General features: G+C 61.2%; 20 protein-coding genes. 6 read left to right on the forward strand and 14 right to left on the reverse strand.

The window, feature by feature from the left end:
- The first annotated feature begins 17 nt into the window (after positions 1-17).
- From GH664_RS00640 to GH664_RS00665, 6 genes are read left to right on the forward strand one after another with little or no spacing between them, the layout of a single operon-like run.
- Complete coding sequence (locus tag GH664_RS00640) at positions 18-584, forward strand: hypothetical protein (protein WP_194270285.1); 567 nt, start codon at positions 18-20, stop codon at positions 582-584.
- The gene (locus tag GH664_RS00645) at positions 581-1,288 is read left to right on the forward strand and encodes a WbqC family protein (protein WP_153166220.1); all 708 of its coding nucleotides are present in this window, start codon (positions 581-583) and stop codon (positions 1,286-1,288) included. The genes GH664_RS00640 and GH664_RS00645 overlap by 4 nt, the downstream gene beginning before the upstream one ends.
- Positions 1,285-1,698: a GtrA family protein gene (locus GH664_RS00650; RefSeq protein ID WP_153166221.1), complete on the forward strand. Its 414-nt coding sequence runs from the start codon at positions 1,285-1,287 to the stop codon at positions 1,696-1,698. The genes GH664_RS00645 and GH664_RS00650 overlap by 4 nt, the downstream gene beginning before the upstream one ends.
- The gene (gene rffA / locus GH664_RS00655) at positions 1,695-2,819 is read left to right on the forward strand and encodes a dTDP-4-amino-4,6-dideoxygalactose transaminase (protein ID WP_153166222.1); all 1,125 of its coding nucleotides are present in this window, start codon (positions 1,695-1,697) and stop codon (positions 2,817-2,819) included. The genes GH664_RS00650 and rffA overlap by 4 nt, the downstream gene beginning before the upstream one ends.
- Before the next feature lie 19 nt (positions 2,820-2,838).
- Positions 2,839-4,488, forward strand: a complete 1,650-nt coding sequence (locus GH664_RS00660) for a glycosyltransferase family 39 protein (RefSeq protein WP_153166223.1) — start codon at positions 2,839-2,841, stop codon at positions 4,486-4,488.
- The gene (locus GH664_RS00665; RefSeq protein WP_153166224.1) at positions 4,489-6,090 is read left to right on the forward strand and encodes a glycosyltransferase family 39 protein; all 1,602 of its coding nucleotides are present in this window, start codon (positions 4,489-4,491) and stop codon (positions 6,088-6,090) included.
- A gap of 69 nt (positions 6,091-6,159) precedes the next feature.
- Here the strand turns inward: GH664_RS00665 and GH664_RS00670 are convergent, their stop codons facing one another.
- From GH664_RS00670 to GH664_RS00735, 14 genes are all read right to left on the reverse strand, one after another.
- Positions 6,160-7,164 (reverse strand): glycosyltransferase, encoded by a 1,005-nt coding sequence (locus GH664_RS00670; protein ID WP_153166225.1) that lies wholly within the window; start codon positions 7,162-7,164, stop codon positions 6,160-6,162.
- Between the two features lie 15 nt (positions 7,165-7,179).
- Entirely contained in the window at positions 7,180-8,124 is a 945-nt protein-coding gene (locus GH664_RS00675; protein ID WP_153166226.1) for a glycosyltransferase, read from the reverse strand.
- 12 nt (positions 8,125-8,136) lie between these two features.
- The gene (locus tag GH664_RS00680; protein ID WP_153166227.1) at positions 8,137-9,039 is read right to left on the reverse strand and encodes a sugar nucleotide-binding protein; all 903 of its coding nucleotides are present in this window, start codon (positions 9,037-9,039) and stop codon (positions 8,137-8,139) included.
- 97 nt (positions 9,040-9,136) lie between these two features.
- A complete protein-coding gene (locus GH664_RS00685; RefSeq protein WP_153166228.1) occupies positions 9,137-10,348 on the reverse strand; it encodes a hypothetical protein in 1,212 nt (403 codons plus the stop codon).
- A gap of 35 nt (positions 10,349-10,383) precedes the next feature.
- Positions 10,384-11,931 carry an MBOAT family protein gene (locus GH664_RS00690; protein WP_153166229.1) on the reverse strand — a complete coding sequence of 516 codons (1,548 nt, stop codon included), beginning with the start codon at positions 11,929-11,931 and terminating at the stop codon, positions 10,384-10,386.
- A 14-nt stretch (positions 11,932-11,945) separates the two neighbouring features.
- Positions 11,946-14,168 carry a sulfatase gene (locus tag GH664_RS00695; protein ID WP_153166230.1) on the reverse strand — a complete coding sequence of 741 codons (2,223 nt, stop codon included), beginning with the start codon at positions 14,166-14,168 and terminating at the stop codon, positions 11,946-11,948.
- A gap of 98 nt (positions 14,169-14,266) precedes the next feature.
- The gene (locus GH664_RS00700; RefSeq protein ID WP_153166231.1) at positions 14,267-15,169 is read right to left on the reverse strand and encodes a glycosyltransferase; all 903 of its coding nucleotides are present in this window, start codon (positions 15,167-15,169) and stop codon (positions 14,267-14,269) included.
- Positions 15,153-16,043, reverse strand: coding sequence for a sulfotransferase (locus GH664_RS00705; RefSeq protein ID WP_228111311.1), 891 nt, complete (start codon positions 16,041-16,043; stop codon positions 15,153-15,155). The genes GH664_RS00700 and GH664_RS00705 overlap by 17 nt, the downstream gene beginning before the upstream one ends.
- 123 nt (positions 16,044-16,166) lie before the next feature.
- Positions 16,167-17,087: a glycosyltransferase gene (locus GH664_RS00710; protein ID WP_153166233.1), complete on the reverse strand. Its 921-nt coding sequence runs from the start codon at positions 17,085-17,087 to the stop codon at positions 16,167-16,169.
- A gap of 33 nt (positions 17,088-17,120) precedes the next feature.
- Positions 17,121-18,074 (reverse strand): glycosyltransferase family 2 protein, encoded by a 954-nt coding sequence (locus GH664_RS00715; RefSeq protein WP_228111337.1) that lies wholly within the window; start codon positions 18,072-18,074, stop codon positions 17,121-17,123.
- A 267-nt stretch (positions 18,075-18,341) separates the two neighbouring features.
- Positions 18,342-19,307, reverse strand: coding sequence for a glycosyltransferase family 2 protein (locus GH664_RS00720; RefSeq protein ID WP_153166235.1), 966 nt, complete (start codon positions 19,305-19,307; stop codon positions 18,342-18,344).
- Positions 19,304-20,098: a polysaccharide deacetylase family protein gene (locus GH664_RS00725; RefSeq protein ID WP_228111312.1), complete on the reverse strand. Its 795-nt coding sequence runs from the start codon at positions 20,096-20,098 to the stop codon at positions 19,304-19,306. The genes GH664_RS00720 and GH664_RS00725 overlap by 4 nt, the downstream gene beginning before the upstream one ends.
- A 71-nt stretch (positions 20,099-20,169) precedes the next feature.
- Positions 20,170-21,261: a glycoside hydrolase family 99-like domain-containing protein gene (locus GH664_RS00730; RefSeq protein ID WP_153166236.1), complete on the reverse strand. Its 1,092-nt coding sequence runs from the start codon at positions 21,259-21,261 to the stop codon at positions 20,170-20,172.
- Positions 21,262-21,315: 54 nt separating this feature from the next.
- The gene (locus GH664_RS00735; RefSeq protein WP_153166237.1) at positions 21,316-22,794 is read right to left on the reverse strand and encodes a lipopolysaccharide biosynthesis protein; all 1,479 of its coding nucleotides are present in this window, start codon (positions 22,792-22,794) and stop codon (positions 21,316-21,318) included.
- Between the last annotated feature and the right edge of the window lie 66 nt (positions 22,795-22,860).

The following is a 22,860-nucleotide window of genomic DNA, read 5'->3' on the forward strand; positions in this document are numbered from 1 at the left end:
ACCTGGATGCCAGTCAGATGCGTTTGTTGATTTATGGGTCGAGAGAGTTCGCGTTAACCGTCGCCGACCTCGTCAGGCATTGTGGCCATGAAGTCGCGGGCATGGTCGACGATTTCAGTTCAGGGGAGGGGATCGTAGGCAATCTTGATTCCGCTGCGAAGAACTTTCCTCCTGCCGAATACGGATTTGCCGTTGCTATCGGCTATTCGAATATTCCCGCGCGCTGGAAGGCGTGGGAACGGATCCGCGCCGCTGGCTACAGGGCCCCGACGCTGGTTCATCCGCGCGCTTATGTGGCGGACAACGCGGTGGTTGGAGAGGGCTGCATGGTCATGGCCGGCGCCGTTGTCGACGTGCGCGCGCAGCTTGGAGAACTTGTCGTCGTCTGGCCCGGGGCGTGCATCAATCATGACGCCACAGTGGGGAAGAACACCTTCGTTTCGCCGAATGCAACGCTGTGCGGTTCTGTGGTTATCGGGCCCGATACTTTCATCGGTGCGGCGTCCTCGATTGCAGACCATTCACATGTGCCGCCTTCCAGTTTCATAAAAATGAACTCCGTTTTCAAGGATAACCGGCAATGAAGTCAGTCGTGGTGCTCCAGTCGAATTATGTCCCCTGGAAGGGGTACTTTGATCTTATCCACGATGCCGACCAGTTCGTCTTTTACGACGACCTGCAGTACACAAAGAGAGATTGGCGCAGTCGAAACAAGATCAAGGCGGCGGGAGGCTCCGAGTGGATCACGATTCCGGCTGGATCCGACACTAACCGGCTGATTTGCGAAGTTGAGCTCAAGGATGCTACGTGGCAGCAGAAGCATTGGAAGACGGTGGCGCAGAACTACCGGAGTTGTCCGCATTTTGAGCGGTATCGGCATTTCTTCGAGGACTTCTATCTTGCTAGGCCCTGGTCGAACCTTTCGGAGATGAATCAATATTTGATTCGGAGTATTTCCGAGGAGTTTCTTGGCATCCGGACCGAGTTCCGGGATTCGCGCGAATTCAGTTTGTCCGGACAGAAGCAGGAACGGCTGCTTGAAGCCGTGATCAAGGCAGGTGCAGAGCGTTACATTTCGGGTCCGGCGGCGAAGAGCTATATTCAGCCGGAAAGATTTTCGGAGGCCGGAATCGATCTCGTCTGGAAGGATTACAGCGGCTACCCGGAATATCCGCAGCGCTTTCCGCCGTTTGAGCACGGTGTTTCCATCCTGGACCTTCTGTTCAATGTGGGTCCGGACGCTCCGTGGTACATCTGGGGGTGGCGGGAAGGGCCATTGGCCGCATGAAGACGACGATCGGGCAGTTGATCCGCTATGGGATCGTCGGTGTTGCGTCGAACGCTGTGGGCTACCTGCTCTACCTCGGGATCACCGCGGCAGGCATGGAACACAAACTGGCGATGACCTTGCTCTATGGGGTCGGTGTCGCGCAGACTTTCGTGTTCAACAAGCGTTGGTCTTTCGGCCACGGCGGAGCACATGGCCCTGCGTTCGTACGCTACTGCCTTGCGTACGCGATCGGATATTTTGTCAATCTTGCCGCGCTTTTTGTGCTGGTGGACCGACTCGGTTATCCGCACCAGATCGTGCAGGGGGCAATGATCCTGATTCTGGCTGTAATGCTTTTTCTGCTTCAGAAGTTTTGGGTTTTTCGGTCGATTTCTCCATTGCCGGCACAGAGCGGGCCAAGTCTATGAATATTCCATTCAACAAGCCCTACATGACGGGCAAGGAACTGTGGTACATCGCCCAGGCGCACGCCAATGGGCATCTGGCCGGGGACGGCAGCTTCACCAAGCAGTGCTCGCGCTGGCTCGAGGCCCGCACCGGGGCGGGCAAGGCGCTACTGACACACTCATGTACGGCGGGGCTGGAGATGGCGGCGATGCTCGCCGACCTCAAGCCGGGCGATGAGGTCATCATGCCGTCGTACACGTTCGTGTCGACGGCCAACGCCTTCGTGCTGCGCGGCGCGGTGCCGGTGTTCGTGGACATCCGGTCCGACACGCTGAACATCGATGAGAGGCTGATCGAAGCGGCCATCACCGAGCGCACGCGCGCGATCGTGCCGGTGCATTACGCCGGGGTCGGTTGCGAGATGGACACAATCATGGACATCGCGCGCCGGCACGACCTGCTGGTGATCGAGGATGCGGCACAGGCGGTGATGGCGAGCTACAAGGGGCGGCCCCTCGGTGGCATCGGCCATATGGGGGCGCTGTCCTTCCACGAGACGAAGAACATCATTTCCGGCGAGGGCGGCGCGCTGCTGGTGAATGGACCGGCGCTGGCCGAGCGTGCCGAGATCATTCGCGAGAAGGGCACCAACCGGTCACAGTTCTTCCGCGGCCAGGTGGACAAATACACCTGGGTGGACATCGGCTCGTCCTATCTGCCGGGCGAACTGATTGCCGCCTTCCTGTGGGCACAGATGGAAGAGGCGGACAACATCACCCGCCGCCGGCTCGGTATCTGGAACATGTATCACCAGTGGTTCGCGGAAGCGGAGAACGCCGGAAAGCTGCGCCGGCCGATCGTGCCGGCGCACTGCGCGCACAATGCGCACATGTACTACCTGCTGCTGCCGGATCTGGACAGGCGCACCGCTTTCATCGACAGGCTACGGAAAGTCGGCATCAACTGCGTGTTCCACTACATTCCGCTGCACAGCGCGCCGGCCGGGCAGCGCCTGGGGCGGACGCATGGAGACCTGAAGGTCACCGACGAAATGTCGGATCGGCTGGTGCGTCTGCCGCTGTGGCTCGGTCTGGAAGACACGCAGGCCGAAGTCATCCAGCAGATCCTGGCATCCCTCTAGCGCAAAGGCGTCGCATTCGATGCAGAAAATTGCACGTGGACACGCGGGGTTTGCGACTTGGCCGCATCTCGCCTTATGGGGCTTGATTGCCGTTCTGGTGATTCCGGCGATTGGCGCAGGAGGGTTCTGGTGGACCGATGAAGCACGCCACGCCATGGGCGGAGTCTTCATTCTCGATTTCATCCGCGACGTGCCGCTGTCGGACCCTCTGGGCTATGCCATGCGCTATTTCGCGCAATATCCGGCGCTGGCCTTGAATTGGTATCTGCCAGGCTTCTATGCGGCGGAGGCGGCTCTTTTTGGCCTCTTTGGCGCGAGTGAGGCTGCGGCCCATTGGACTGTCATCGCGTTCTGCGCGCTGGGTGCCAGCGTGTGGTTCGCATGGGCGCGGGGAGGGTGGGGGCCGTTGCCTGCTCTCGTTGCGACGGCGAGCTTCCTGGCCGTGCCGGAATGGAACTTCTGGGCACGCAGTGTGATGCTAGAAGCGCCTGCCATCGCCATGTTCGTGCTGTCGGTGTGGTGCTTCGAGCGCTACCTTGATCGTCCGACATTCACCCGTGCCGTAGTGGCAGGACTGGTGATCGCGCTGGCGCTGTCGATCAAACAGACCGTGGCGTTGTTGTTGCCGGCACTTTTCGTCTATGGCCTCTGGACCCCACGGCGGTCGGCTCTGTTGAGAGTGCAGGCGCTTCCCGCGTATCTCTTCGTGATCGTTGCGCTTGCAGTCGTTGCCTTGCATGCGATCAAGTTCGGCAGCCTCGGCCTGGCGGCAACCGTGGGCGACAATCGGGTCGATGTGGGACAGAGTGCCGGGCGCCTGTCGCTGGCGCGCTGGATGATGTATCCCCATGCCTTGGTGAAGACTTGGGGCTGGCCGCTGCTCGTGCTGTCCGCAGTCGGTGTAGCGTGGCGACCCCGGAGCAGCGAGCCGCGATTGCCGCTGCTGTATGCCTGGCTGGGTTGCTGGTATCTGGCGATGACCCTGCTGCTCGGCTCCGAAGGCAACGCGCCCAGATACACTCTTTACGCATTTCCAGCCCTGGCCATGTTCGCGGCGAGGCCACTGTTCCTGCTGCAGGAACGACCTACGCTGCGTAACGCGATGCTGGCGGCACTGCTGATCGTGCTCGGGTTCAATGTGTGGCGCACGCTGAACCAACCCGTTCCTTATGTGAATGGCTATCGCGAAGCGGCGGAGTTCATCCAGCAGAGCAAGACGCAAGGGCCGGTCCTGTTTGCCGGCAAGCATGATGGCAACTTCATATTCCATTTGCGGCGGCTGGACGATCGGCGCAACGACGTCGTGTTGCGTGCCGACAAGGTGCTCGTGTCCCTTGCGGTGCACAAGTACTTCGGCATGGAATCGCATGTGTCCAGCCTGGACGACATCCAGTCGCTGATCGATCGCTACGGGGTGGAATTCATCGTCGTCGAGCAACCGGACATCGTGCGCGTGAAGGAATTCGGCATGTTGTATGAGTTGCTGCAACGGCCTGAATTCGAACGCATGACGGTGCTGCCGGTGACGGCCGGTGGGCGTGCGGAAGCCCCTGATCGGATCGAAATCTATCGCTATCGTAATTACAAGCCGTCCCTGGATGCCACGATTGTGATCCCGCTCCCGCACATGGGAACCGAGATCAGGTTCGACCGGGACAAGAGGCGCTGAATGAAAGACGCGGCCAGGGGGGCGGCGCCTGCAACGACGGCGCGTGAGGACGCATACGTTGCGGGAATTGTCTTCCTGCTCGCCGCATGTTGGCTGCTGCTGTTCTCAGGCGGGATGCCGGACATCAATCCCGACGGTGCCAATGCGCTCCATATGGCACGGAACGTTCTGGCAGGGGACGGGCTGAGCATGAGGGTGGTGCCGCTCGAGGATGCCGCGCCGGCGGCGTCGCCGATGATCACCAAGCCGCCCGTCTACGCCCTTTCCATCGCCGCACTGGCAAAGCTCGGTCTCGACGCCCGATATGCTGCCTGGGGCATCGTGGTTGTGGCGTGGGCACTGGCAGTCACGATGCTCTATCTGCTCGGGCGACAGGTTCTCCCTTCTCGCGTGGCGCTGTTCGTCCCGCTCCTCTTTGGTTTTCAGGTGACGACTCTCCGTTGGGGCATCTCGATCCATGAGCAGTCGCTGCTCGTTTGCCTCAGCTACGTTGTCCTGTGGCGCCTGAGTCGCCTGGAGACCTACGTTGCTTGTTCCAGCAGCGTACCCATGGGCTTGACCGGCGTCCTTGCTGGCTTGGCGATGGCGACAAGCTATCAGGGGCTTCCACTGCTGATCGTGGCGACGGCCTGCGTCGCGTCGCTGGCCGCCCGCCTGAAGCGCTGGCGCGCATTCGTGGCGTACTGCGGTGGCGTTGCCCTGGTCGGTGCATGGCCATTGGCGAGGTTCATCGGGCTCATGCTCGATGGTGTCAGGCCCGCATTCACTGGGTCAGAGTCAGCAACTCACCATAGAATTCTGGCGGGTATCGCGAGTGCATTCCAGAACGACTTCATGGGGCGACAGTTCGTCTGGCTTTATGGTGAATCCCGGCTCCATCTGTTGCTCCTCGCGCTCTTTGCATTGGCCGTATGTGGTCTTGCTGCATATGTTGCGCGAGTCAATCGCGGGTGGCGCCCGCTGGTCGTCTTCCTGGTCGTCTATCTGGCGATGCTCGTTGGCTTCCTGGGTGGAAGGGGTACGGGGGTCTATGAACCCCGCGTCGGAGTGGTTTCCAACGGCCTCCTTCTACTTTTCCTTGTATTTCTCGTGCATCGAGCGATGGTGCGCTCGGGTATGAGTGGAGGAGCAAGGATTGCCGGTGGCGCTGCACTCGCGGCGCTGTTCCTCGGTGCGCAATACAATCGCATGCCTGAATTGTCGGCTTCCAGGTCGGCACTATGCCCTGCGCCTCAGACGGTGAGCTGGCTGCGCGAGCATCTGCCGAAGGATTCGCTGGTGGCAGTAACGCAGTGCGGATTTGAGCTGGTGGCTGATTCAGCCGACTATTACATCGTCTTCATCCCCCCCGCCGACAGTTATTCCATGAGCGTGGCGCGCTGGGGGGCGGGCGATTTTGCCCGTCTGTGTCACATGAGTGCGCGTCCCTGGGTCGTCATCCTGGATGGTGGCAAGGGAGGCATTCGTGACCCCCTGATCGATCGATGGGGGTATGGAAGCCTGGTCGACGGTCTCTTCCGTGGAGAAAGCGCTGCAGATATCCGCCTTGCTGCGCGTCTTGAAGACGGCTATGTCTATCGGGTGATGTGCAAGGGAAGCTGACCCCTAGACGACTGCGACAGGTAGTTGCCTTTGGTGTGGTGGCGCCCAGTTCGGGAACGGGTGTGCAGGTCAGAATTCAAGTTGGTCCACGTTCGCGGAACCCATGTACCTGATCTGCGAATCGACGTACGTCTCCCTGTCGCGGACCCGGTCCCAGCGGCCTTGAAGGAATCCGTAGAGATTGACGACGCGTACGAACTCCATCACGGCAAGGACTCGCAGGCGCGTACTCCAGTCGCGCGAAGCGGCCGACGCCTGGGGCCACAGGTGGTTGCGGACATGCCAGGCAAAAACGGCGAGACCTGCCAGCGGAAGAAGGGAATGCGCGACGACGCCGGCCATCAAGAGCAGCACCGCTGCGTGGATGTAGAGATTCTTCAGATAGCCGGACGTGCCGATTCCCACGCGGGCATTGCCGCGTGAGAAGTTGATCCGTTGTTTTGCAAGGGCGCGCCAGGTTTCCCTTGGGCGCCACAGCACGATCGCCTCCTTGCAGAAGATGAAGCGGCAGCCGACCTGTCGCAGGCGGATGTTGAAGAGCGTGTCCTCGGCGGCGTAGAGCCATTCCGGATAACCCCCCGCACGCTCCCAGGCGGCCTTCGAAAAGGCGACGGACCGGCTGGACGGGTAGTACTGAGCGGTCTCGCTTTCATCGCGGCCAGGCTGAAAAGTCGCCAGCACCACGGCGTTCTCGAACGCCGAATGCACCTCGAAGCGGAAGTTGCCGGCGACGACGTCGGGAGCCGGGCTGGCCTGGAAGCAGTGGACGATGTGTTCCAGCCAGTCGGCCGACACCTTGCATCCCGCGTCGGTGATCGCCAGATGGCTGGTGGTTGCCGCAGCGATGCCGAGATTGCGCCCCCGCGCGATGTTGCACGGTTTGGAAATGACCCTGATCTGCCCGCGCGATTGGTACTCGCGGAGAATCTGCAAGGTGCCGTCCGTGCTTTCACCATCGACGATGATGATCTGGTCCGGCTTGTGCGTTTGTGCCAGGAGAGAATCGACGAATGCCGCGATCGTGCCGGCCTCGTTTCGGACCGTGGCGACGATGGTGATGCTCACTTCGTTCATGCGACTTGGAATCCTTTACCGGAGCGCGTCCCGCACGCGATGCGTGTTCTCGAAAAAGCGAACCTTGATGCCGAAATGCGTCGCGGTGACGGAGTCATCGGTGTAGTTGAAAGGATAGCTGTCGGGTAGCGGCGCTCCGAGATGAGGTTCGCGCGTGATCAGGTGGCGATAGGCCCATTGCTCGAAAGTCGGCGCAAGATCCATCCGGTGCTTGTTCTCGCCGATCCACTGATCCAGCAGGTCGAGATCATAGGTCCCCGGCGCATTCAGGCAGATCAGCCCCGCATTGAAGGTTGCGTCCCTGCGCTCGAAGACGAACCGGCCTAGCCAGTCGTGCCCCGGGATGAAGGTTTCGACGCTGTAGAGCGAGCGCTGGTCTGCGGGGTCGTCGATCCAGTTCAGGATCTCGGTCGGGCGGTGGAAGAAGAGGATGTCCGCATCCAGGAACATTCGCTTGGTCGCCTGGGTGTAGAAATTGAAATCGAACAGCCGCACCGCGAAGATGTGCATGTTGTAGCCGGCATTTCGATGATCGCTGTGCTGCTTGTTCGCGTAGCGATAGTCGTGGCAGTTGGGGTACGGCCGCAGCCTCGCGTCCATCTCTTCGTCCGCCATCGCCTTGCGCACGATGCGCACGCCACGCAGGTGGTGTTCCAGGGCCGAGACGTCCTCCGGGGTGAGGCTGCCGTCCTCGTGCAGCACGACAGCGAAACGACGATCGCAGGCTTTCAGGAAACTCTTGACTGCCCAAAGCGCCATGCCGACATGGCGGTGGCCAAGCAGCATATGGACTTCGAAATGAGGTGCGTCCTGCCCGGTGTCGACCGGGCGGGTGGCGAGCGCTTCGCGGTCGCAGCGCTCGCGTAGCGCCTCTTCCCGTTTGCGTTTCAGGGCCTGGCGATAGCGCCAGGGAATGAGGTGCTGCGCGGGTGCGGAGTCGAGGAGGGTTGCGGCGAACATGTCCAGTCCTCGTCAGCGGTCGAGGTAACCCGCGTAGTAGTCGCGCAGGTACTCTTCGAGGGCGACGCGCCAGTCGCGCATGTGGTTCATGCCCCGCAGGTTGAGCTTGCGATTGATCAGGCGTTCCGAAGCCGGGCGTGCGGCGAAGTATTCCGCGGAGAAGAAGTCCGAGCTCACCGGAGTGACCGTGATGCGCTCGTTCAGGCCGAGCAGCCTGACGAGTTCCTGCGCCACTTCCAGACGACCGGTTTCTCCGCCGCAGACCATGTTGTACAGGCCCCAGAGTTCTGCTTCGAGCAGCGCCTTGACGTTGCGTGCGAAGTCGTGGGTGTATGTCGGCGTACCCAGCTTGTCATCGACGACGTGAAGCTCGGTCTTGCCGGCCTTGATCTGCTTCATCAGCTTCTGGATGAACTTCTTGTCCTTGCGCGGCCCTGCGCCCATCATCCAGCCGGCCCTGCAGACGAGATAGCGGTTTGCCGTCTCCACCACGTAGCGCTCGCCCATGTACTTGGAGCGCGCGTAGACGCCGAGCGGGTTGGGCTGGTCCCAGTCGTCGTAGGTTTCCTGCTTGCCGTCGAAGATCCCGGCGGTGCTGATGTACAGCAGCGGGATGTCGAGCTCGTTGGCGATCGAGACGGCGTTTTCCACCGCCAGGGTGTTCGTCTGGTAAGCGTCGTCCGCTTCCTTCTCGCAGTACTCGAGATCGGTGTAGGCACCCAGGTGGAAGATGTAATCGGGCTTGAAGTCGCGGACATCTGCACGATAGGCAGCCCGGTCGCGAAAGTCGAGGTAGGACAGCCAGGATTCGTTGACGTCCTTGTCGGTGCAGCGAAGTTCATAATCGCTGCCGAACTGCTTGTAGAAGGCTTCGCCCAGCATTCCGCCGCAGCCGGCGATGTAGATCTTCTTCATCCTTGAATCCATCCTGGTTGGTCTCTATGACTTACGGTGAATCATACAGGGCGAGCGGCGGGCTCACGGGGGGTGGTGGTGCGGCCTGTGGAAGCGGTCACGACTGATTCCTGTCGCGTCGTTGGCTTATTGACGTCGACTGCTGGTGGCTGGCGCCTGGGAACAGACTGTCGACCTCCTGGATCAGGCCAGACGGCCTGGATGCCAGGTCGGTGACGAACCTGCGGTCCTCGATCAGCCATTCGTCCACGCTGGCGTCGGTGACAAGCTGGCCAAAGCCCGGACGATCCAGCAGGATTCGGTCGAGGATCCTGTCTCCGAGTGCCTTCTTGAAATGGCCTGCTTCCCAGTAGTAGGTGAGGTGAGTCTGACGATCCCCTGGCGCAGGAATCGGCTCGGTCGTTTCTGCGCTGACCCCGCTGAAATCCCAGACCTTGATGGCGACATTTCCCGTCCGCGTGTGTTCGGCAGCCGCCAGCACCGACGCCTTCCATTCGGCGAACAGGCGGCCAAGACCGGCGCGTTCCATCATCAGCCGGATCTGCGCGTGGTAAGGGTAGATGACGACATGAACGGTGGTGCCCATTGTGGCTGCGTCGTGGAGAAACGCGTTCAGCCCCGCGTATTCGACGGATTGACTTCCGTCGTCGGGATGGATTCGTGGGGCCTTTCTCGTCCAGTTCTTCAGGTTCTCGAGCGCCCGTTGGCGGAACAGGGCGTAATGTCCGCTTTGCGCGACCTCGGGAATGTAGTTGAGCAATGGATTGAAGCCGCGCGGGCTGAGGCTGGCGGGGTGGCTGGCGTGCTGAATTGCGATCGTGTTCAGCGAATCCCGCAGCCCGGTGACGGAGAAGACCGTCTCGGCAAGCACGCTGCCGTCGATACGTGGCGCAGGCGGGATCGCGGGCGGTGGAACGCGCGCAGGCGGTGCGCCGAGGAAATCGAAAAAATCCACTCCGACGATCAACAGTTTCGGCCTGCAACCCGCATCGTCGAGCCAGTGCAACTGGCGCAGCGCAATGCTGATCGGCGTGCCGGGAATCGCGTGGTTGTAGGCGACGAGATCATGCGCGGCGAAGCCGGGATGTTCCGGGTCGAAGCCGATTTCTGCCCGCGAGTTGCCGAAGATGCCTGCCGTCGGGCAGAGCCTTCTCGCCGCTTGCCAGCGGGCGAGGTCGCGGTGGTGATCGAGATAGGGCTTTGTCGCGTTGAGCCCGCTGATACGCGGTGTGCCGAAGATGCCGAGCGGGTCAATCACGACATTGAACGCGCCGCAGAGCGCGACCGTGGCGAGCAGGGTCGCGAACATCCAGCGCAGGTATCGAAGCCAGGGCGACATGACCATCAGAACTGAAAGTAGAGAAACTCGGTCGGCCGGCTCAGCGCAAGCACTCCGAACGCAAGGAGCAGGCCGACGAGTACCGCGTCGCGACGCCGCGGCTGCCAGGTGAAGAGGGGCTGGTGGGCGGCGTCCGCGCCCTTGCCATGCGACGCGAGCGCCGGTTCGAAGCGCGACATGATCTCTTGTGTGTTGGGGCACAGGAAGGCGAGGGCTGCGGCGAACAGCACCCAGCCCCAGGTCTCGACGAAGGTTCCGCCGCCACCGAGGTAAGCGCTGACTCCCAGGCCCTGTATCACCGGCCATAGCGGGCCAATCCGAGAAGCGATGGCGTCGGGCAGGGCGGCGCCGTTCGCGCCTAGCATGCCGAGCACCACCTTGTGCGCAGTTGCCAGATCGGGCGCGCGAAAATACACCCAGGCAAACACCACGCAGATGAAGGTGACGCCGATGCCGAGGAACGACGCCAGCGCCGGCGGCAGGCGGAACGGGATCGTCTGCGCAAGATCGCGCCAGGCGTGGTTGACGACGAGAAATGCGCCGTGGAGCGCGCCCCAGATCACGAAGTTCCAGCCTGCTCCGTGCCACAGGCCGCCCAGCACCATCGTCGTCAACAGGTTGGCGTGGCGCCGGATCGGGCCATGCCGGTTGCCACCCAGCGGGATGTAGAGGTAGTCGCGCAGGAAGCGCGACAAGGTCATGTGCCATCGGCGCCAGAATTCGGTGATGTTCCAGGCCTTGTAGGGCGAGTTGAAATTGAGCGGCAGCTTCACGCCGAACAGGCGGGAGAGGCCGATCGCCATGTCGGAGTATCCGGAAAAGTCGAAGTAGAGCTGGAACGTATAGGCGAGGGCGCCACCCCAGGCGATCAGCAGCGATGGACTCTCCGCCTGTGGATGAAAAACGGGCGCCGCGTAGCCTGCGAGGTTATCGGCGATCAGCACCTTCTTCGCGAGCCCGAGCGCAAAGATCGATAGCCCGATTGCGATGTTGGATAGCTCGGGACGGTAATTACGATCGTCGTCGAACTGCGGCATCATTTCCTTGTGATGCAGCACTGGGCCGGCAATCAGGTGCGGAAAATAGGTGACGAACAACACGTAATAGATGAAGCGGTATTCGGTCACTTTGCCGGCGTAGGCATCGGCGAGGAAGGCGATCTGGGTGAAGGTGAAGAACGAGATGCCGATCGGCAGGATGATTCCGAGCAGCGGCCATTCGGTGCCGGTTACGGCATTCACGCTCGAGAGGAAGAAATCGGCGTATTTGTAATAGGCGAGCAGCAGCAGATTGAGGCTGACAGCGGCGGCGAGTGCCTTCTTGCCTGCGCTCGTCCCGGCGTTGCGGGCGATGTAGCTGCCCGCATAGTAGTTGGCGCAGATCGAGCCCAGCAGCAGGGCAAGGTAGTGGTAGTCCCACCAACCGTAAAAGAACAGTGAGCACGTCGCCAGCCATGCAGCGCCAGTCCCCTTGCCGAAACGTGCGAACAGGAAGAAGCCCGCAAAGGTGACGGGCAGATAGGCGAGCAGGAATGCGTAGGAGTTGAATAGCATCGATGTCGTCCGTCTCAGGCCACGTTGCGCGCTTCTTCGCGCGAAGCGTGGTCATTGTTCGACGGGAGGGGGGCGTCCTTCATCCATGCGTCGAGCTCGGCCCACAGTCGTGCGGTTTCTTCCGGGTAAAGCGCCGAGACATCGCAGTTGCATCCCGGGTCGGTGCTCAGGTTGTAGAGCGTCAGACGCTTGCCACTGGTCAGCGGCTGATAGACCAGCTTCCAGTCGCCGTCACGCACCATGCGGTCCTTCGCTGCAAGGATCAGTTCGCGATACTCGGCCTTGATGGCGAGCGTGCCGCTGGCGTCGTCGGGTACGTCGAGGAGTTCGAGCAGGCTCGGGTACTGGAGGTGGCCCTCAGGCAGACCTGGCGGAGGCGTGATCCACATGCCGGTCTCGTTGAACGCCTTGAGCCGCAGGTCGGAGGCGGGATCCTTCATGAGCGAAACGAGCGAGGTGCCGTCGCAGGCGACGGGGGGAGCTCCCAGCAGGTCGAGGATCGTCGGGAGGAAATCGATCGTCCGGGTGACGCTGTCGACCCTGGTTCCGGCGGGCATTGCCGGCGATGAGACGATGAGCGGCACGCGCGCGCTGAAATCGCCGAGGGCAGAGTTGCCCTGGCCCCATGTGCCGTGTTCGAAGAACTCCATGCCATGGTCGCTGTACAGGACCACGATGGTGTTTTCGGACAGCCCGAGCCTGTCCAGATGCCGCATGATGCGCCCGACCTCGTCGTCGAACTGGGTGACGCAGCCGTCATAGAGGTCGAGGATCTGGTCGAGATCGAACTCCTCGCGAGGCTCGCCCTGGCGTCGGATGATTTCGAAGGGCTCCGTCAGGCGCGCCATGGCGAACTTCGATTCACCCTTGTAGTCAGCCTTTGCGTGGCGAACGTAATACGGATATTCGGATGCGAATGGAGGGTGAGTGGTCGAGTAGAAGGCGTTGACGAGAAAGGGATCTTTCGTCGCCGCCAGTCGCGTGATCAGGTGGCGGCTGCGCCTGCCAAGCTGCAAGGTCTGCGGTACGCCGCCGAGGTAGTAGATCTCCGGCAGCACTAGCCGCCCGATGCGGTTCTGCGCGAAGAGCGAAATGAAGAGCCGAATGTCCTTGGGGCCTTGCCGGATGAGGTACTTGAGGTTCCACTGATCTTCCGGAAGCTGGAGCACGTCGAATCCGAAGGGAAACTTGCCCAAGTCGGCACCGCACCAGTCTGAAACCGCCGCCGTTCGATAGCCGCGTTCCCGCAGAATCTTGGGCAGCGTCGCGAAGTCCAGGTGCGCTTCCGCCTCGGATACGAAGTTGTCGCGGACGCCGTGGCGATGCGGCCACAGGCCAGTCAGCAATGAGATCAGGCTCGGGGCAGTGCGCGCACACGGTACATAGCAGGCCGTGAATTGCGTGCCGCGCGCCGTGAGCCGATCGATGTTCGGCGTCAGGGAACGCCCATCGCGCTGCGCACCGATGCGGTCAGCGCGCAGCGTGTCAGAACCGATCATGACGATATTGGGGCGTTCGCTGCCTCTGGGCGGGGGGGGGGTACCCTCGGGTTCCCACAGCGCGAAGCCGACGATCGCCCCATAGCCCAGGGTGGCGAACAGCAGTGCGAAGGCGTCGGAAAAGTCGCCGTGCATCGTGCGCAGGACTGCGAGCGCAGCAACTGCCGCCAGCCCGGTGAGCACGAGCGATTGAGCGATGAGACGCAAGCCCTTGGGGGTGAGCGCGCTCCACAGGCGGTGAACGCGGGCCGTCCGATACTGCCAGGATGCGACGATCAGGCCTGGATTCAGCAACAAAGCGCGACAGCCCGCGTAGATGGTTGCCGCCAGCAGGCTCAGCGCCGCGGCAGCGAGCTTGATCCACCAGGCAAGATTCAGCTCGAGCGTTTCCGATGCGGCGACGGCCATCAGTGCGCCCGGCATGCTCCAGAACAGCGCCAGCCCGAATGCTGCTGACGTGAGACGGGCGAGCGCATATGCACCGTACCAGCGATAGCGCCCGGTGATTTCCTTGCGCACTGCCGGACCCGTGCGCGAGAAGTCCCGGATCGACTTGGCAAGCAGCGTGCAGCTCGCAAGTGCGGCGATGGCACAGGCCGGCGAGATGATTGCGACTGCCCAGTCGGGGGCCATCAGGCCGGCAAGCAACAGCATGCACACGCCGCCAGCGGCCAGTGCCCAAGAAAGGATGTCTTCGCGAAGGAAGGGAAGCTTCTTCCCGTTGGTCTGTGCGTGCATGTTGGTCGGCACGGGTTAGCCGCGGGCGGCGGGCGGCTGCAATTTCAACCGCGGAGCCGGCGTGCGGCGGTTCGTCGCGTGGGGATCCGTCATCGGTCTCACAATGGGCGCCCCGTCAGAACGGCAAGCGTGATTCCGGCAATCAGGCGCCCCCGACTCAAGGGCGCCAGCAGGAAGGCCCTGAACAGATCGGTGAGCGCGCCCGACCTGTCGCCGTCGCGCGAAGCCCATTTTGCGTAATCGCACAGCGTGCCCGCGTACAGCGTGCGCCAGAAGGCACCCTGCTTTTCGGTGGGCAGGAGGCCGCGATTCTTGCGCGTCATCGCGATGGCGCCCGCTCGCATGCGAAGCCGGTTTCGGCTGACGCTGCCGGGGCGTTTCAGGACCACCACTAGCGGCTCTGCGATGCAGGCGAAGCGCCCTGCTGCCGCCAGGCGGATCCACAGATCGGTGTCCTCGGCGCCAAAGAGGGTTTCGTCGAAGCCGCCCAGCGCCTGCACGAGATCACGTCGGGCCAGTACGGAGGAGGCTCCGCCGGCAATGGTTGCGTGGCTCGCAAATACGTCGGCCACGCTCGCTTCGCTCTTGCCGCTGCATGCCCAGGCGCCGACGACGTTGCCTTCCGGATCTTCAAGCGTTGCGGTGGCGGCGCAGAAGGCAAGGTCAGGTTGTGCCGTCATGAGCGCGACCTGCCGCTCCAGCTTGTGGGGCAGCCAGCGGTCGTCCGAATCGAGGAAGGCGACGTAGCGTCCATGTGCTGCGCGGATCCCCGCATTGCGCGCGCTGCTCATTCCGCCGTTGGCTTGCGACACCACGCGCAGGGCGCCGCCGTATGAACGCAGAATGGCGGCGGTATCGTCGGTGCTGCCGTCGTCGACGACGACCAGCTCGACATCGCGAAAGGATTGCGCCAGCACGCTGTCCACCGCCCGGCGGATGCACCAGGCGGCGTTGTATGCGGGGATGACGACGCTGACCGCAGGTTCAGTCATCGGGGTCATAGCCCATCTCGCGCATGAGGGGGGCAATGGCCGGCAGGATGCGCTCGATGGCGTCGGGATTGCTGTCCTTCCATTTCTGCTTCTTCGGCGTTCCCTTCACGATACTGGTGGGGCGTCCGGCGAGGCCGGCGCAGCGAGCCCGCATGTTCTCATCGAAAGCGACACCAAGACGCTCGAATACTTCTCGGAACATGTCGACGGGTCGCTCGAAGATGTCCTCGTAACGCACCTGGATCCATTGTTCCCGCGGCAGGGTTCGTGCCGCGTCCAGCGCCAGGCGATTGGCGCTGATCCACTGGAAGGCGCAGGCCTCCTCGAGCGAGGCATGGTTGTACTCGCGCCAGCCGGGAGGCAGGAAGAAATGCCATTCGCGGAACTCGCCGCCATTGATTGCGACCGGTTCGGGCGAGGGGCCGAAAAACTTCTCGAGGCCAAAGCCGCCGTCGGTGCGGCCGAGGCGCCAGCCGTCGATCATCGAACTGATGTTGTCGCGCCCGTCGCGCACGATGAAGACGAACTTCGCCCGAGGGAACAGCTTGTGCAGGTAGCCGACCCGCAGGGTGTTGATGCAGGTCTTGTCCAGCACCGGGCCGGCTCCAAGCCGCGCATAAAAATACGCCAGCGCGCGGTCGCGGTGTTCCGGGCGTGCGTCGGCTTCCGTCGCCGCTTCGGACTGCCAGCCGTTGTTGAGCGGGCCGATCAGGCTGTTCCAGAACTGAGGTAGTTCATAGTCGAAGTGAAGGAAGTGCCCCGAGGCGGCAATCGTCTCGAAGGTGACGGTGGTGCCTGATCGCGAGCAGCCGATCACGAACACTGGGTCAGGCATCCGCGGGCGTGCGATCGACCAGTAGATTTCACGGCTCCGCAAGTGCATCGCCTGCAAATTCTTTTGGAGTATCTCCGGGTCGCGGAGCTTCTGAAGCTTGTGGATGGTCGAGAGCATGCTGAAAAATGCGATGCGCGGCCGGATGGGCCGCGCATGCCAGTGAGAGTCCGTTCAGGCCTGGCGTTGCCGATAGCCCACCATGCAGCCCAGGGTGTTTGCGGCAGTCATTGCCTGCCTCACCGCGCCGCCTCGTCCGACGAGGTTCATGAGCAGGGCCTTGAGCCCCTGTCGCAGAAATTGGCCCATCATGAAAGGCGGAATGCCGAGGATCGTGCGCTGAAAAGTGGGGAACTGATAGCGTCCGCGGCGCACGCCGGCCTTGTAGTGCAAACGGACGAAATATCGACGGCTCAGTCGCCATGGTTCGATCGCGTGCAGGACGTGCATGTCGGGGCGATAGCGGATGCGCGCTTTGCGTGCGACAAGCGTGCGGAACATGATCACGTCTTCGCCGCCGCCGATGTCTCCACCGGCGCGATTGTATCGGTCGTCGAAGCGAAGCTTCGGGTCATCGCGGAACAGACGCATGTCGTAGGCGATGTTGGCCGTCCACAGCGGCGCGGTTTCATCCGTGAGCCAGCGCGCAGCGTCACCGTGGTTGACCTCGGCCAGGAAGCCGAGCAGCTCGTCGCCAAGCCAGCGGGGGCGCTCCAGACCGGTGAAATCCACCTCCACCTTGCCGCCCGCGCATTGCGCTCCTTCGTTCAGGATGGCATCGCAGGCTGCCCGAAGGCACCCCGGGCTGGGCAGCTCGTCGTCGTCAATGAACACCATGATGTCGCTGCCCAATGACTCTTCCAGCGCGCGATTCCGTGCCGGCACGATCCCCTGGCTCGTCTCGGTGACGAAACGCAGCGGTGCGCCCGGAAGGCTGGAAAGCGCTTCCAGGACGCTCGATGTCGCGTCCTTGCTGTTGTTGTTTACGGCGAGAATCTCGAAGGGGATCGGACAGTCCTGCGCACGCATTTCGGCGATGAGCCGTTCCAGACGTGACGCACGATTGTAGGTACAGAACGCAAAGGTGAGCTTCATTATTGGCGGGGAAACGGCGCCCGCTTTCGGGCCCTAGCGACGATGTGAGTCGATATATTGAAGCACGCGCGAGTGAACGCACAGTGGCAGAAGACACGGAAGCATGTGAAGCCAGTCCTTCGCGGTGCCGTATCCGCTTCTCATCACGACGCGGAAGATGGTCCGCGCGGCAGGGAGGTCGCGCTGCCAGTAGGCCGCGTAGCCCCGGCGCAGGAGCTCGCCAAGCGTTAGCTGCCTCACACGGAAGATGCCAAGGCGGCGTGCGACTTCGGGATGATCCTCAAGGAATTTGCGCTGAGTGCGGAAGTGGTTCAAGGCAATCCGGGAACGATCGCACGTGATCTGAACTCCGCCGTGATGGTGGTAGTAGGCGAGCACCTCAGGGACGCGATGCAGCCGCTGCTCAGTGCCGAGTCGCAGCCACAGGTCGTAGTCCATGCATGAACTGAGTGTCTCGTCGAAGCCGCCGCAACCGCGGATCAGCGGTGCGCGCGTCAGGGCCCCGTGGATCGGCCATCGGCATCCCTCCAGCAGGATCTCGAGCTTTGCCGGAGTCTCGTAATCGGGCGGAACGAAGGGCAAGCCCTGGCCGCCCGGCAAACCGAGATTCTGCCAGCCGCAATAGGCGATACCGGCTTCGGCGTTGCTGTCCAGTGCTGAACTCATGGCCTCCAGGAATTGCGGCTCCCAGGTGTCGTCCGCGTCGAGAAAGGCGATGAATCGGCCGTTTGCAAGAGGAAGTCCTCGATTGCGCGCCGCCGCAGCGCCCGCATTCTGCTGGCGAAGGATCCTGATGCGTGTGTCGCTTGCAGACAAGGCCGTCAGCACCTGCCAGGAATCGTCGGTCGAGCCGTCGTCAACCACGATGAGTTCCCAGTCATGCAGGGTCTGTGCCTGTACGCTCGCGATGCTTCGATCGATGCGGCTGGCCTCGTTGTAGCAAGGCATGATGATGGAGACCGTGGGAGAGTGCTCGTGCTTGCGCAGTCGGTCACGGTTTCGGGTGGCTGGGGCGTCCTGGAGAGTTTCCTGCGGCTGTGGCGGCGAGTGAGCCACTGGTTCGCATCTCAGATCAGTAAGTTTCATTCTTGCATGGGCGAAGCGGCATGCAGCGCGGCAACCTTCGCATGAATTAGGTTGGCAAGAATATAAGCGAGATATGCGCTCAATGCTACGCATTCGGGATTGGACCGCTGGGGCGCAGGCGTCTGATCCGCAGGAGACCGAATCGATGAGCCATACGTCAGCGTTGGGCTACGAGCCCTCCAGGTCGTGCGGACTGTCCTCGTCGAGGAGCCTGATCAGCCAGTGGTGGACGGAGAGCGGAAGCAGGGCAGGCAGCATGTACAGCCAATCTCTTGGCGATCCGTACCGTGCGAGCATGGCGCGCCTGAAAATGGTGCGTGCAGTGACTAGATCGCGCTTCCAGTAGCTGTCAAAACCGGCGCGCAGCAGATTTTGATACATCGCCTTGCGCACCCGAGTTCGCCCCAGACGACTTGCAAAATCGGCGTGTCTTCGCACATAGGCTTGCTGTGCGGCGAGCAGTTGCTCTACTGCCCGAAGCTTGTTCGATGAAGCTTGTCCCGCCCCGTGAAAGTGATAATAGGCGAGCACTTCCGGCACCCTCACGATGGGCGCCTTTGCCCCGATTTCCAGCCAAAGGGCATAGTCCTCGGCGTTCTTCAGGGTCCGATTGAATCCACCGGCCGACATGATTGCCGGCCGGCGGACCATCGCTGCGTGGATGGGCCAGCGGCATCCCGCGAACAGCTTCTCCTCCTTGTCCGGTGTTTCGTACTCCGGGGGAACGAACGGCTGGCCGCGTCCGCCGGGGAGTCCGACGTTCTGCCACCCGCAGTAGGCGAGCGCAGCCTGCGGCTGGGCGGCGAGCGCCGCCAGCATCGTCTCGAGAAAGCGTGGAGCCCAGGTATCGTCGGCATCGAGAAAGGTGACGTACTCTCCCCGGGCAAGCCCGAGTCCGGCGTTCCGCGCCGCGCTGACGCCCTGGTTAGTTTGCTGAAGGACGACAAGGCGGTGGTCGCGTTGTCCTTTCAGCCATTCATACGAGCGATCTGTCGAACCGTCGTCGACGACGATCAGTTCCCAGTCGTCGAAAGTCTGCGCAAGAACACTGGAAAAGCTCATGGGCAGGTGAGCCCGTGCGTTGAAGCAGGGCATCACGATGGAGACTGCGGGCTGTGTCGCGGGCGTGTTCATTTAGCCAGGCCCAGGCGGCGAAATGCGTAACGCCCGACGTCTCTCCAGGCGACGTCGTGGCTGCCGAAGAACAATTTGCGGGCGAAACTCGACGTCGTATCGGTGTTGGTGATGGTGAGGCGCCGCAATTGGTACGGATCGCCATCCTTCAGCGCCCATCCGGTGCGTGTGGTGCACGCTGCCTGGTACCCGGCAACTTTCACCGCCTCGGCGCAGCGCGCGTCCCAGGCGCCGTAGGGGTAAGCGAAGCTTGACACCGGGCGTGCGGTGACCGTTTCCAGAAGTTCTCTCGACTCCCTCAAATCCCTGGCGAGTTGATCGTCGGCGAGCGCCGGAAGGCGTTGGTGGCGCATCGAGTGCGAGCCTATTTCCATGCCGGCGGCCTGCATCTGGCGCAACTGGTGTGGATTCAGGATTTTCCCTGTCGGGCGGCCGTCCGCGGGCCAGGCCGGGGAACTGCCAAGCGATCCGGCGACGATGAACCACGTTGCCCGCATCCCGCGCTTCTCGAGCGCCTCACATGCGGCAAGGTTGTCTTCGTAGCCGTCGTCGAAGGTAATCACTACCGTGCGCGCATGCCGCGCGGGCGTTGCCACGAGTTCCGCCATGGTCGGCGTCGCATATCCCTCGGCGGCCAGAAAATCGAGCTGCGAAAGGAAGCGGCGCAGGGATACAGCCCAAGTCCAGGTTGGCGCCGCGGCGCCAAGTTGGACGGAGTGGTACATCAGGATGAGCGGGCCGTGTTCTCCGGCACCCCGGTGCAGCGCGGCGGAAAGAGGGTCGATTCTCATTGGGATTCAGGGGCAATTTGTTGTCCGATCGAACTCTCATCCACCGCCAGATGCGCCGAATTACCGATAGATCAAGAGATCCTTAGTTCATCCCGAATAACCTCGAGCCACGCGTGTCCCCACTTCTGATCCGGTTCGACATAATTGCCCTCCGCCCATTCATTCCACGCCTTGAGAAATACTATTCGCTCTTCGTTGGGTCGATTCTCCACGCGAAGGATTGCCTCGTGTAGTACGCCCCGGAAAAGCTCAGGCGTGGCGTTGTGAAAGACGATTCCTCGCATTGCCGATCTGGGCGTGTTATCCCAATTCGGCAGGACCAGCGGGTAGTCAGCCCAGTCGACCTTGTTGCTACGCAGAAGAATGGGAACGATCTCCTCGTAGTCCCAAATGGTCAGTTCGTGCTTGTTCCCTTCCAGTAGCAGTTTCAGCTTCGTGGAAAGATAACGGCGTGGAATCCGGCCATCACGACGCGGAAGAGCTTGCATGGTGCTGGCATCGAGACCACGTGCACGGGGATCCCACGACTCGTCACGATTGGAAACCCCAATGAGGTGCAGGCCGGGAAGGCCGGCTTCCTGTGCGCGCTTCCGCCAGAATTCGACAACCCGCTGGATGTCCGGGATGTCGTCCGGGCGATAGATGACGAAAATGGGCTTCCCATCGAGCTTCAGATAGCGCTTGTCCGTGAAGGCTTGCAGTAGCCAATCGAAGTGCGCAGCATGATCATCCCATCCGGGGTAGGTCTGCTCGATGAGCATCTCGTTGGTGCCCTGCCACGCGGTGTTCCAGCTATGGTTTGCCCAACAAAGACAAAACGGGAAATCGGGCTCGCCGGAATGGAGAATCTCGTTGAATGGGCGTTCGAGAATTCGGCGTCCGCCAAACCAATAGTGATAATAGCAGAACCCTTCAATTCCGTACTGCCGAGCAAGATCAGCCTGTGCCTGTCTTGCTTCGGGAAGCCGAAGGTCGTAGAAGCCCAAATCGGCGGGAATGTGAGGCTGATAATGGCCCGGGAAAAGAGGCGTCGCCTTTGCGACGTTCGTCCATTCCGTGAAGCCCTTCCCCCACCACTGATCGTTCTCAGGGGTTGGGTGAAACTGAGGTAAGTGGAAGGCGATGATCCGCGCCCTTTTCTTTTCGGAGGTGTCAGGTTCCATTTTGTGAGCCGTAAAGCGTGGGGAAGAGAGCGAAAAACCGGCAAGACGATGCAGTCATGATTGGCTTGACGTTGCGCGCCTTCTCGCAAAGAAGCGCCGGATACGCTCCGCTTCCGCTTGGGTAGCGGGAAACGGAAGGTAAAAGAAACACAGCAGATATGCGGCCGCTCCAGCAGAGCTCATGAGAGCGAGAAATGTTTTTGGCGCATTACTCTTGATCTCCGCAGGCAGCAGGAGTTCCAATATGGATAGAGTTAGAACGAGTGCCGAATTGAAAGTCAATGGGGGGGCTATTGCGTAGAGTAGATCACGCACGCGATTCGAAAAAGCCTTCTGCGCAATCAGATAGATATGAAGCGTAGAGTAGATTTGGCTGATGATGATGGCGATCGAAATTCCGACTAGACCCCAATGGAGCCCGATAACGCAGCCGGAAGCAACAATTATCCATGTGATGGTGTGAACAACTGCCTCTCGCCCCAGTCGATTTGTGGCGGCAAGGACGGCGCCCGCCGGGTGGCCAATGCAGTAGAGCAGTCCCAGTGGCGCAAGGAGTTGGAGGACGATGGCGGATTCTCGCCAGTGCTCGCCGAAAACGGCAACGATAAATGGTTCTGCAAGCCACGATAGCCCAATATACAGCGGTGCCGTATAAAGCATCAATAGCGTGATCATCTTGTAGAACAGATATTTTATTTTTTCTGGATTGTCTTGCTCTGCTGCCATTGTGCGGAAGACGGGCTGAAAGATAGGTCCGCTTATTGCAGTGAATGGCAACTCGGCGAGGCTGCTGCCTTTGTTAAAAAGACCAACCATACTTGCGTCGCCCAATTTTGCAATGATCAGGTTGCTGCTTTGTTTTCGAAAATAGACGACGAAATCCTTTACTACCAGCTTGATTCCGTAGCTGCTGTGCGTGCGTGTGATCTCTCGATCGAGTCGGAATCGCACGCGGATGGGTGTGAGATGAGCGATCATCAGATAGTTTGAAACGCTGCCAATGAGTCCGCCAACCACGAGGCTCCATACGCCAAGACCGTTTGCCGCCATTCCGATGCTGGCTATTCCGCTAATGGCGCCAGCCAGGAAGGTCTGGATGGAGAGGTCCTTGAATCGCATCTCCCTGGTTAGCCAGTTGGTGTGGATCCCCATGAATGGTCGAAGAATAAATCCCCAAGCGGAAACGCGTAGGAGCTCTTTATAAAGAGGCTCGCTAAACCAGATGGAAAATGCCGGTGCAATGAGGTAGAGGACTGCGAAAATGGTGAGGCACAGCAGGAACTGCAGTGTGAAAATTACTTGGAAATCAAGCTCAGACGCGTCCTTCGCCCGAACGAGAGCTTGTCCCATTCCGCCTGACGCGAGCATGCCAAGGACGCCGGTGAAAATCTGAATGGTTACAAGCATTCCGAAATCTGCCGGGACAAGAAGGCGGGCCAGTGCGATGCCAATCGCAAACTGCAGGACTTGACTGAAGACGTTGCTGCCGATAAGCCATTTTGAGCTTTCGCGAATATCTTGCGCGAGTTTCATCTGTAGACGCTATTTGCGCGTAGGTTGGTGCAGCATTGTTGGCGGCGTCAGGCTCGCTAAGGATGC

Source organism: Thauera sp. 2A1 (genome assembly GCF_009469595.2).
Taxonomy (GTDB): Bacteria; Pseudomonadota; Gammaproteobacteria; order Burkholderiales; family Rhodocyclaceae; genus Thauera.

Coding starts and splice junctions, on each gene's coding strand:
- GH664_RS00640 (WP_194270285.1), top strand. CDS start 18: ATGCGTTTGTTGATTTATGGGTCGAGAGAGTTCGCGTTAACCGTCGCC.
- GH664_RS00645 (WP_153166220.1), top strand. CDS start 581: ATGAAGTCAGTCGTGGTGCTCCAGTCGAATTATGTCCCCTGGAAGGGG.
- GH664_RS00650 (WP_153166221.1), top strand. CDS start 1,285: ATGAAGACGACGATCGGGCAGTTGATCCGCTATGGGATCGTCGGTGTT.
- rffA (WP_153166222.1), top strand. CDS start 1,695: ATGAATATTCCATTCAACAAGCCCTACATGACGGGCAAGGAACTGTGG.
- GH664_RS00660 (WP_153166223.1), top strand. CDS start 2,839: ATGCAGAAAATTGCACGTGGACACGCGGGGTTTGCGACTTGGCCGCAT.
- GH664_RS00665 (WP_153166224.1), top strand. CDS start 4,489: ATGAAAGACGCGGCCAGGGGGGCGGCGCCTGCAACGACGGCGCGTGAG.
- GH664_RS00670 (WP_153166225.1), bottom strand. CDS start 7,164: ATGAACGAAGTGAGCATCACCATCGTCGCCACGGTCCGAAACGAGGCC.
- GH664_RS00675 (WP_153166226.1), bottom strand. CDS start 8,124: ATGTTCGCCGCAACCCTCCTCGACTCCGCACCCGCGCAGCACCTCATT.
- GH664_RS00680 (WP_153166227.1), bottom strand. CDS start 9,039: ATGAAGAAGATCTACATCGCCGGCTGCGGCGGAATGCTGGGCGAAGCC.
- GH664_RS00685 (WP_153166228.1), bottom strand. CDS start 10,348: ATGTTCGCGACCCTGCTCGCCACGGTCGCGCTCTGCGGCGCGTTCAAT.
- GH664_RS00690 (WP_153166229.1), bottom strand. CDS start 11,931: ATGCTATTCAACTCCTACGCATTCCTGCTCGCCTATCTGCCCGTCACC.
- GH664_RS00695 (WP_153166230.1), bottom strand. CDS start 14,168: ATGCACGCACAGACCAACGGGAAGAAGCTTCCCTTCCTTCGCGAAGAC.
- GH664_RS00700 (WP_153166231.1), bottom strand. CDS start 15,169: ATGACCCCGATGACTGAACCTGCGGTCAGCGTCGTCATCCCCGCATAC.
- GH664_RS00705 (WP_228111311.1), bottom strand. CDS start 16,043: ATGCACTTGCGGAGCCGTGAAATCTACTGGTCGATCGCACGCCCGCGG.
- GH664_RS00710 (WP_153166233.1), bottom strand. CDS start 17,087: ATGAAGCTCACCTTTGCGTTCTGTACCTACAATCGTGCGTCACGTCTG.
- GH664_RS00720 (WP_153166235.1), bottom strand. CDS start 19,307: ATGAACACGCCCGCGACACAGCCCGCAGTCTCCATCGTGATGCCCTGC.
- GH664_RS00725 (WP_228111312.1), bottom strand. CDS start 20,098: ATGAGAATCGACCCTCTTTCCGCCGCGCTGCACCGGGGTGCCGGAGAA.
- GH664_RS00730 (WP_153166236.1), bottom strand. CDS start 21,261: ATGGAACCTGACACCTCCGAAAAGAAAAGGGCGCGGATCATCGCCTTC.
- GH664_RS00735 (WP_153166237.1), bottom strand. CDS start 22,794: ATGAAACTCGCGCAAGATATTCGCGAAAGCTCAAAATGGCTTATCGGC.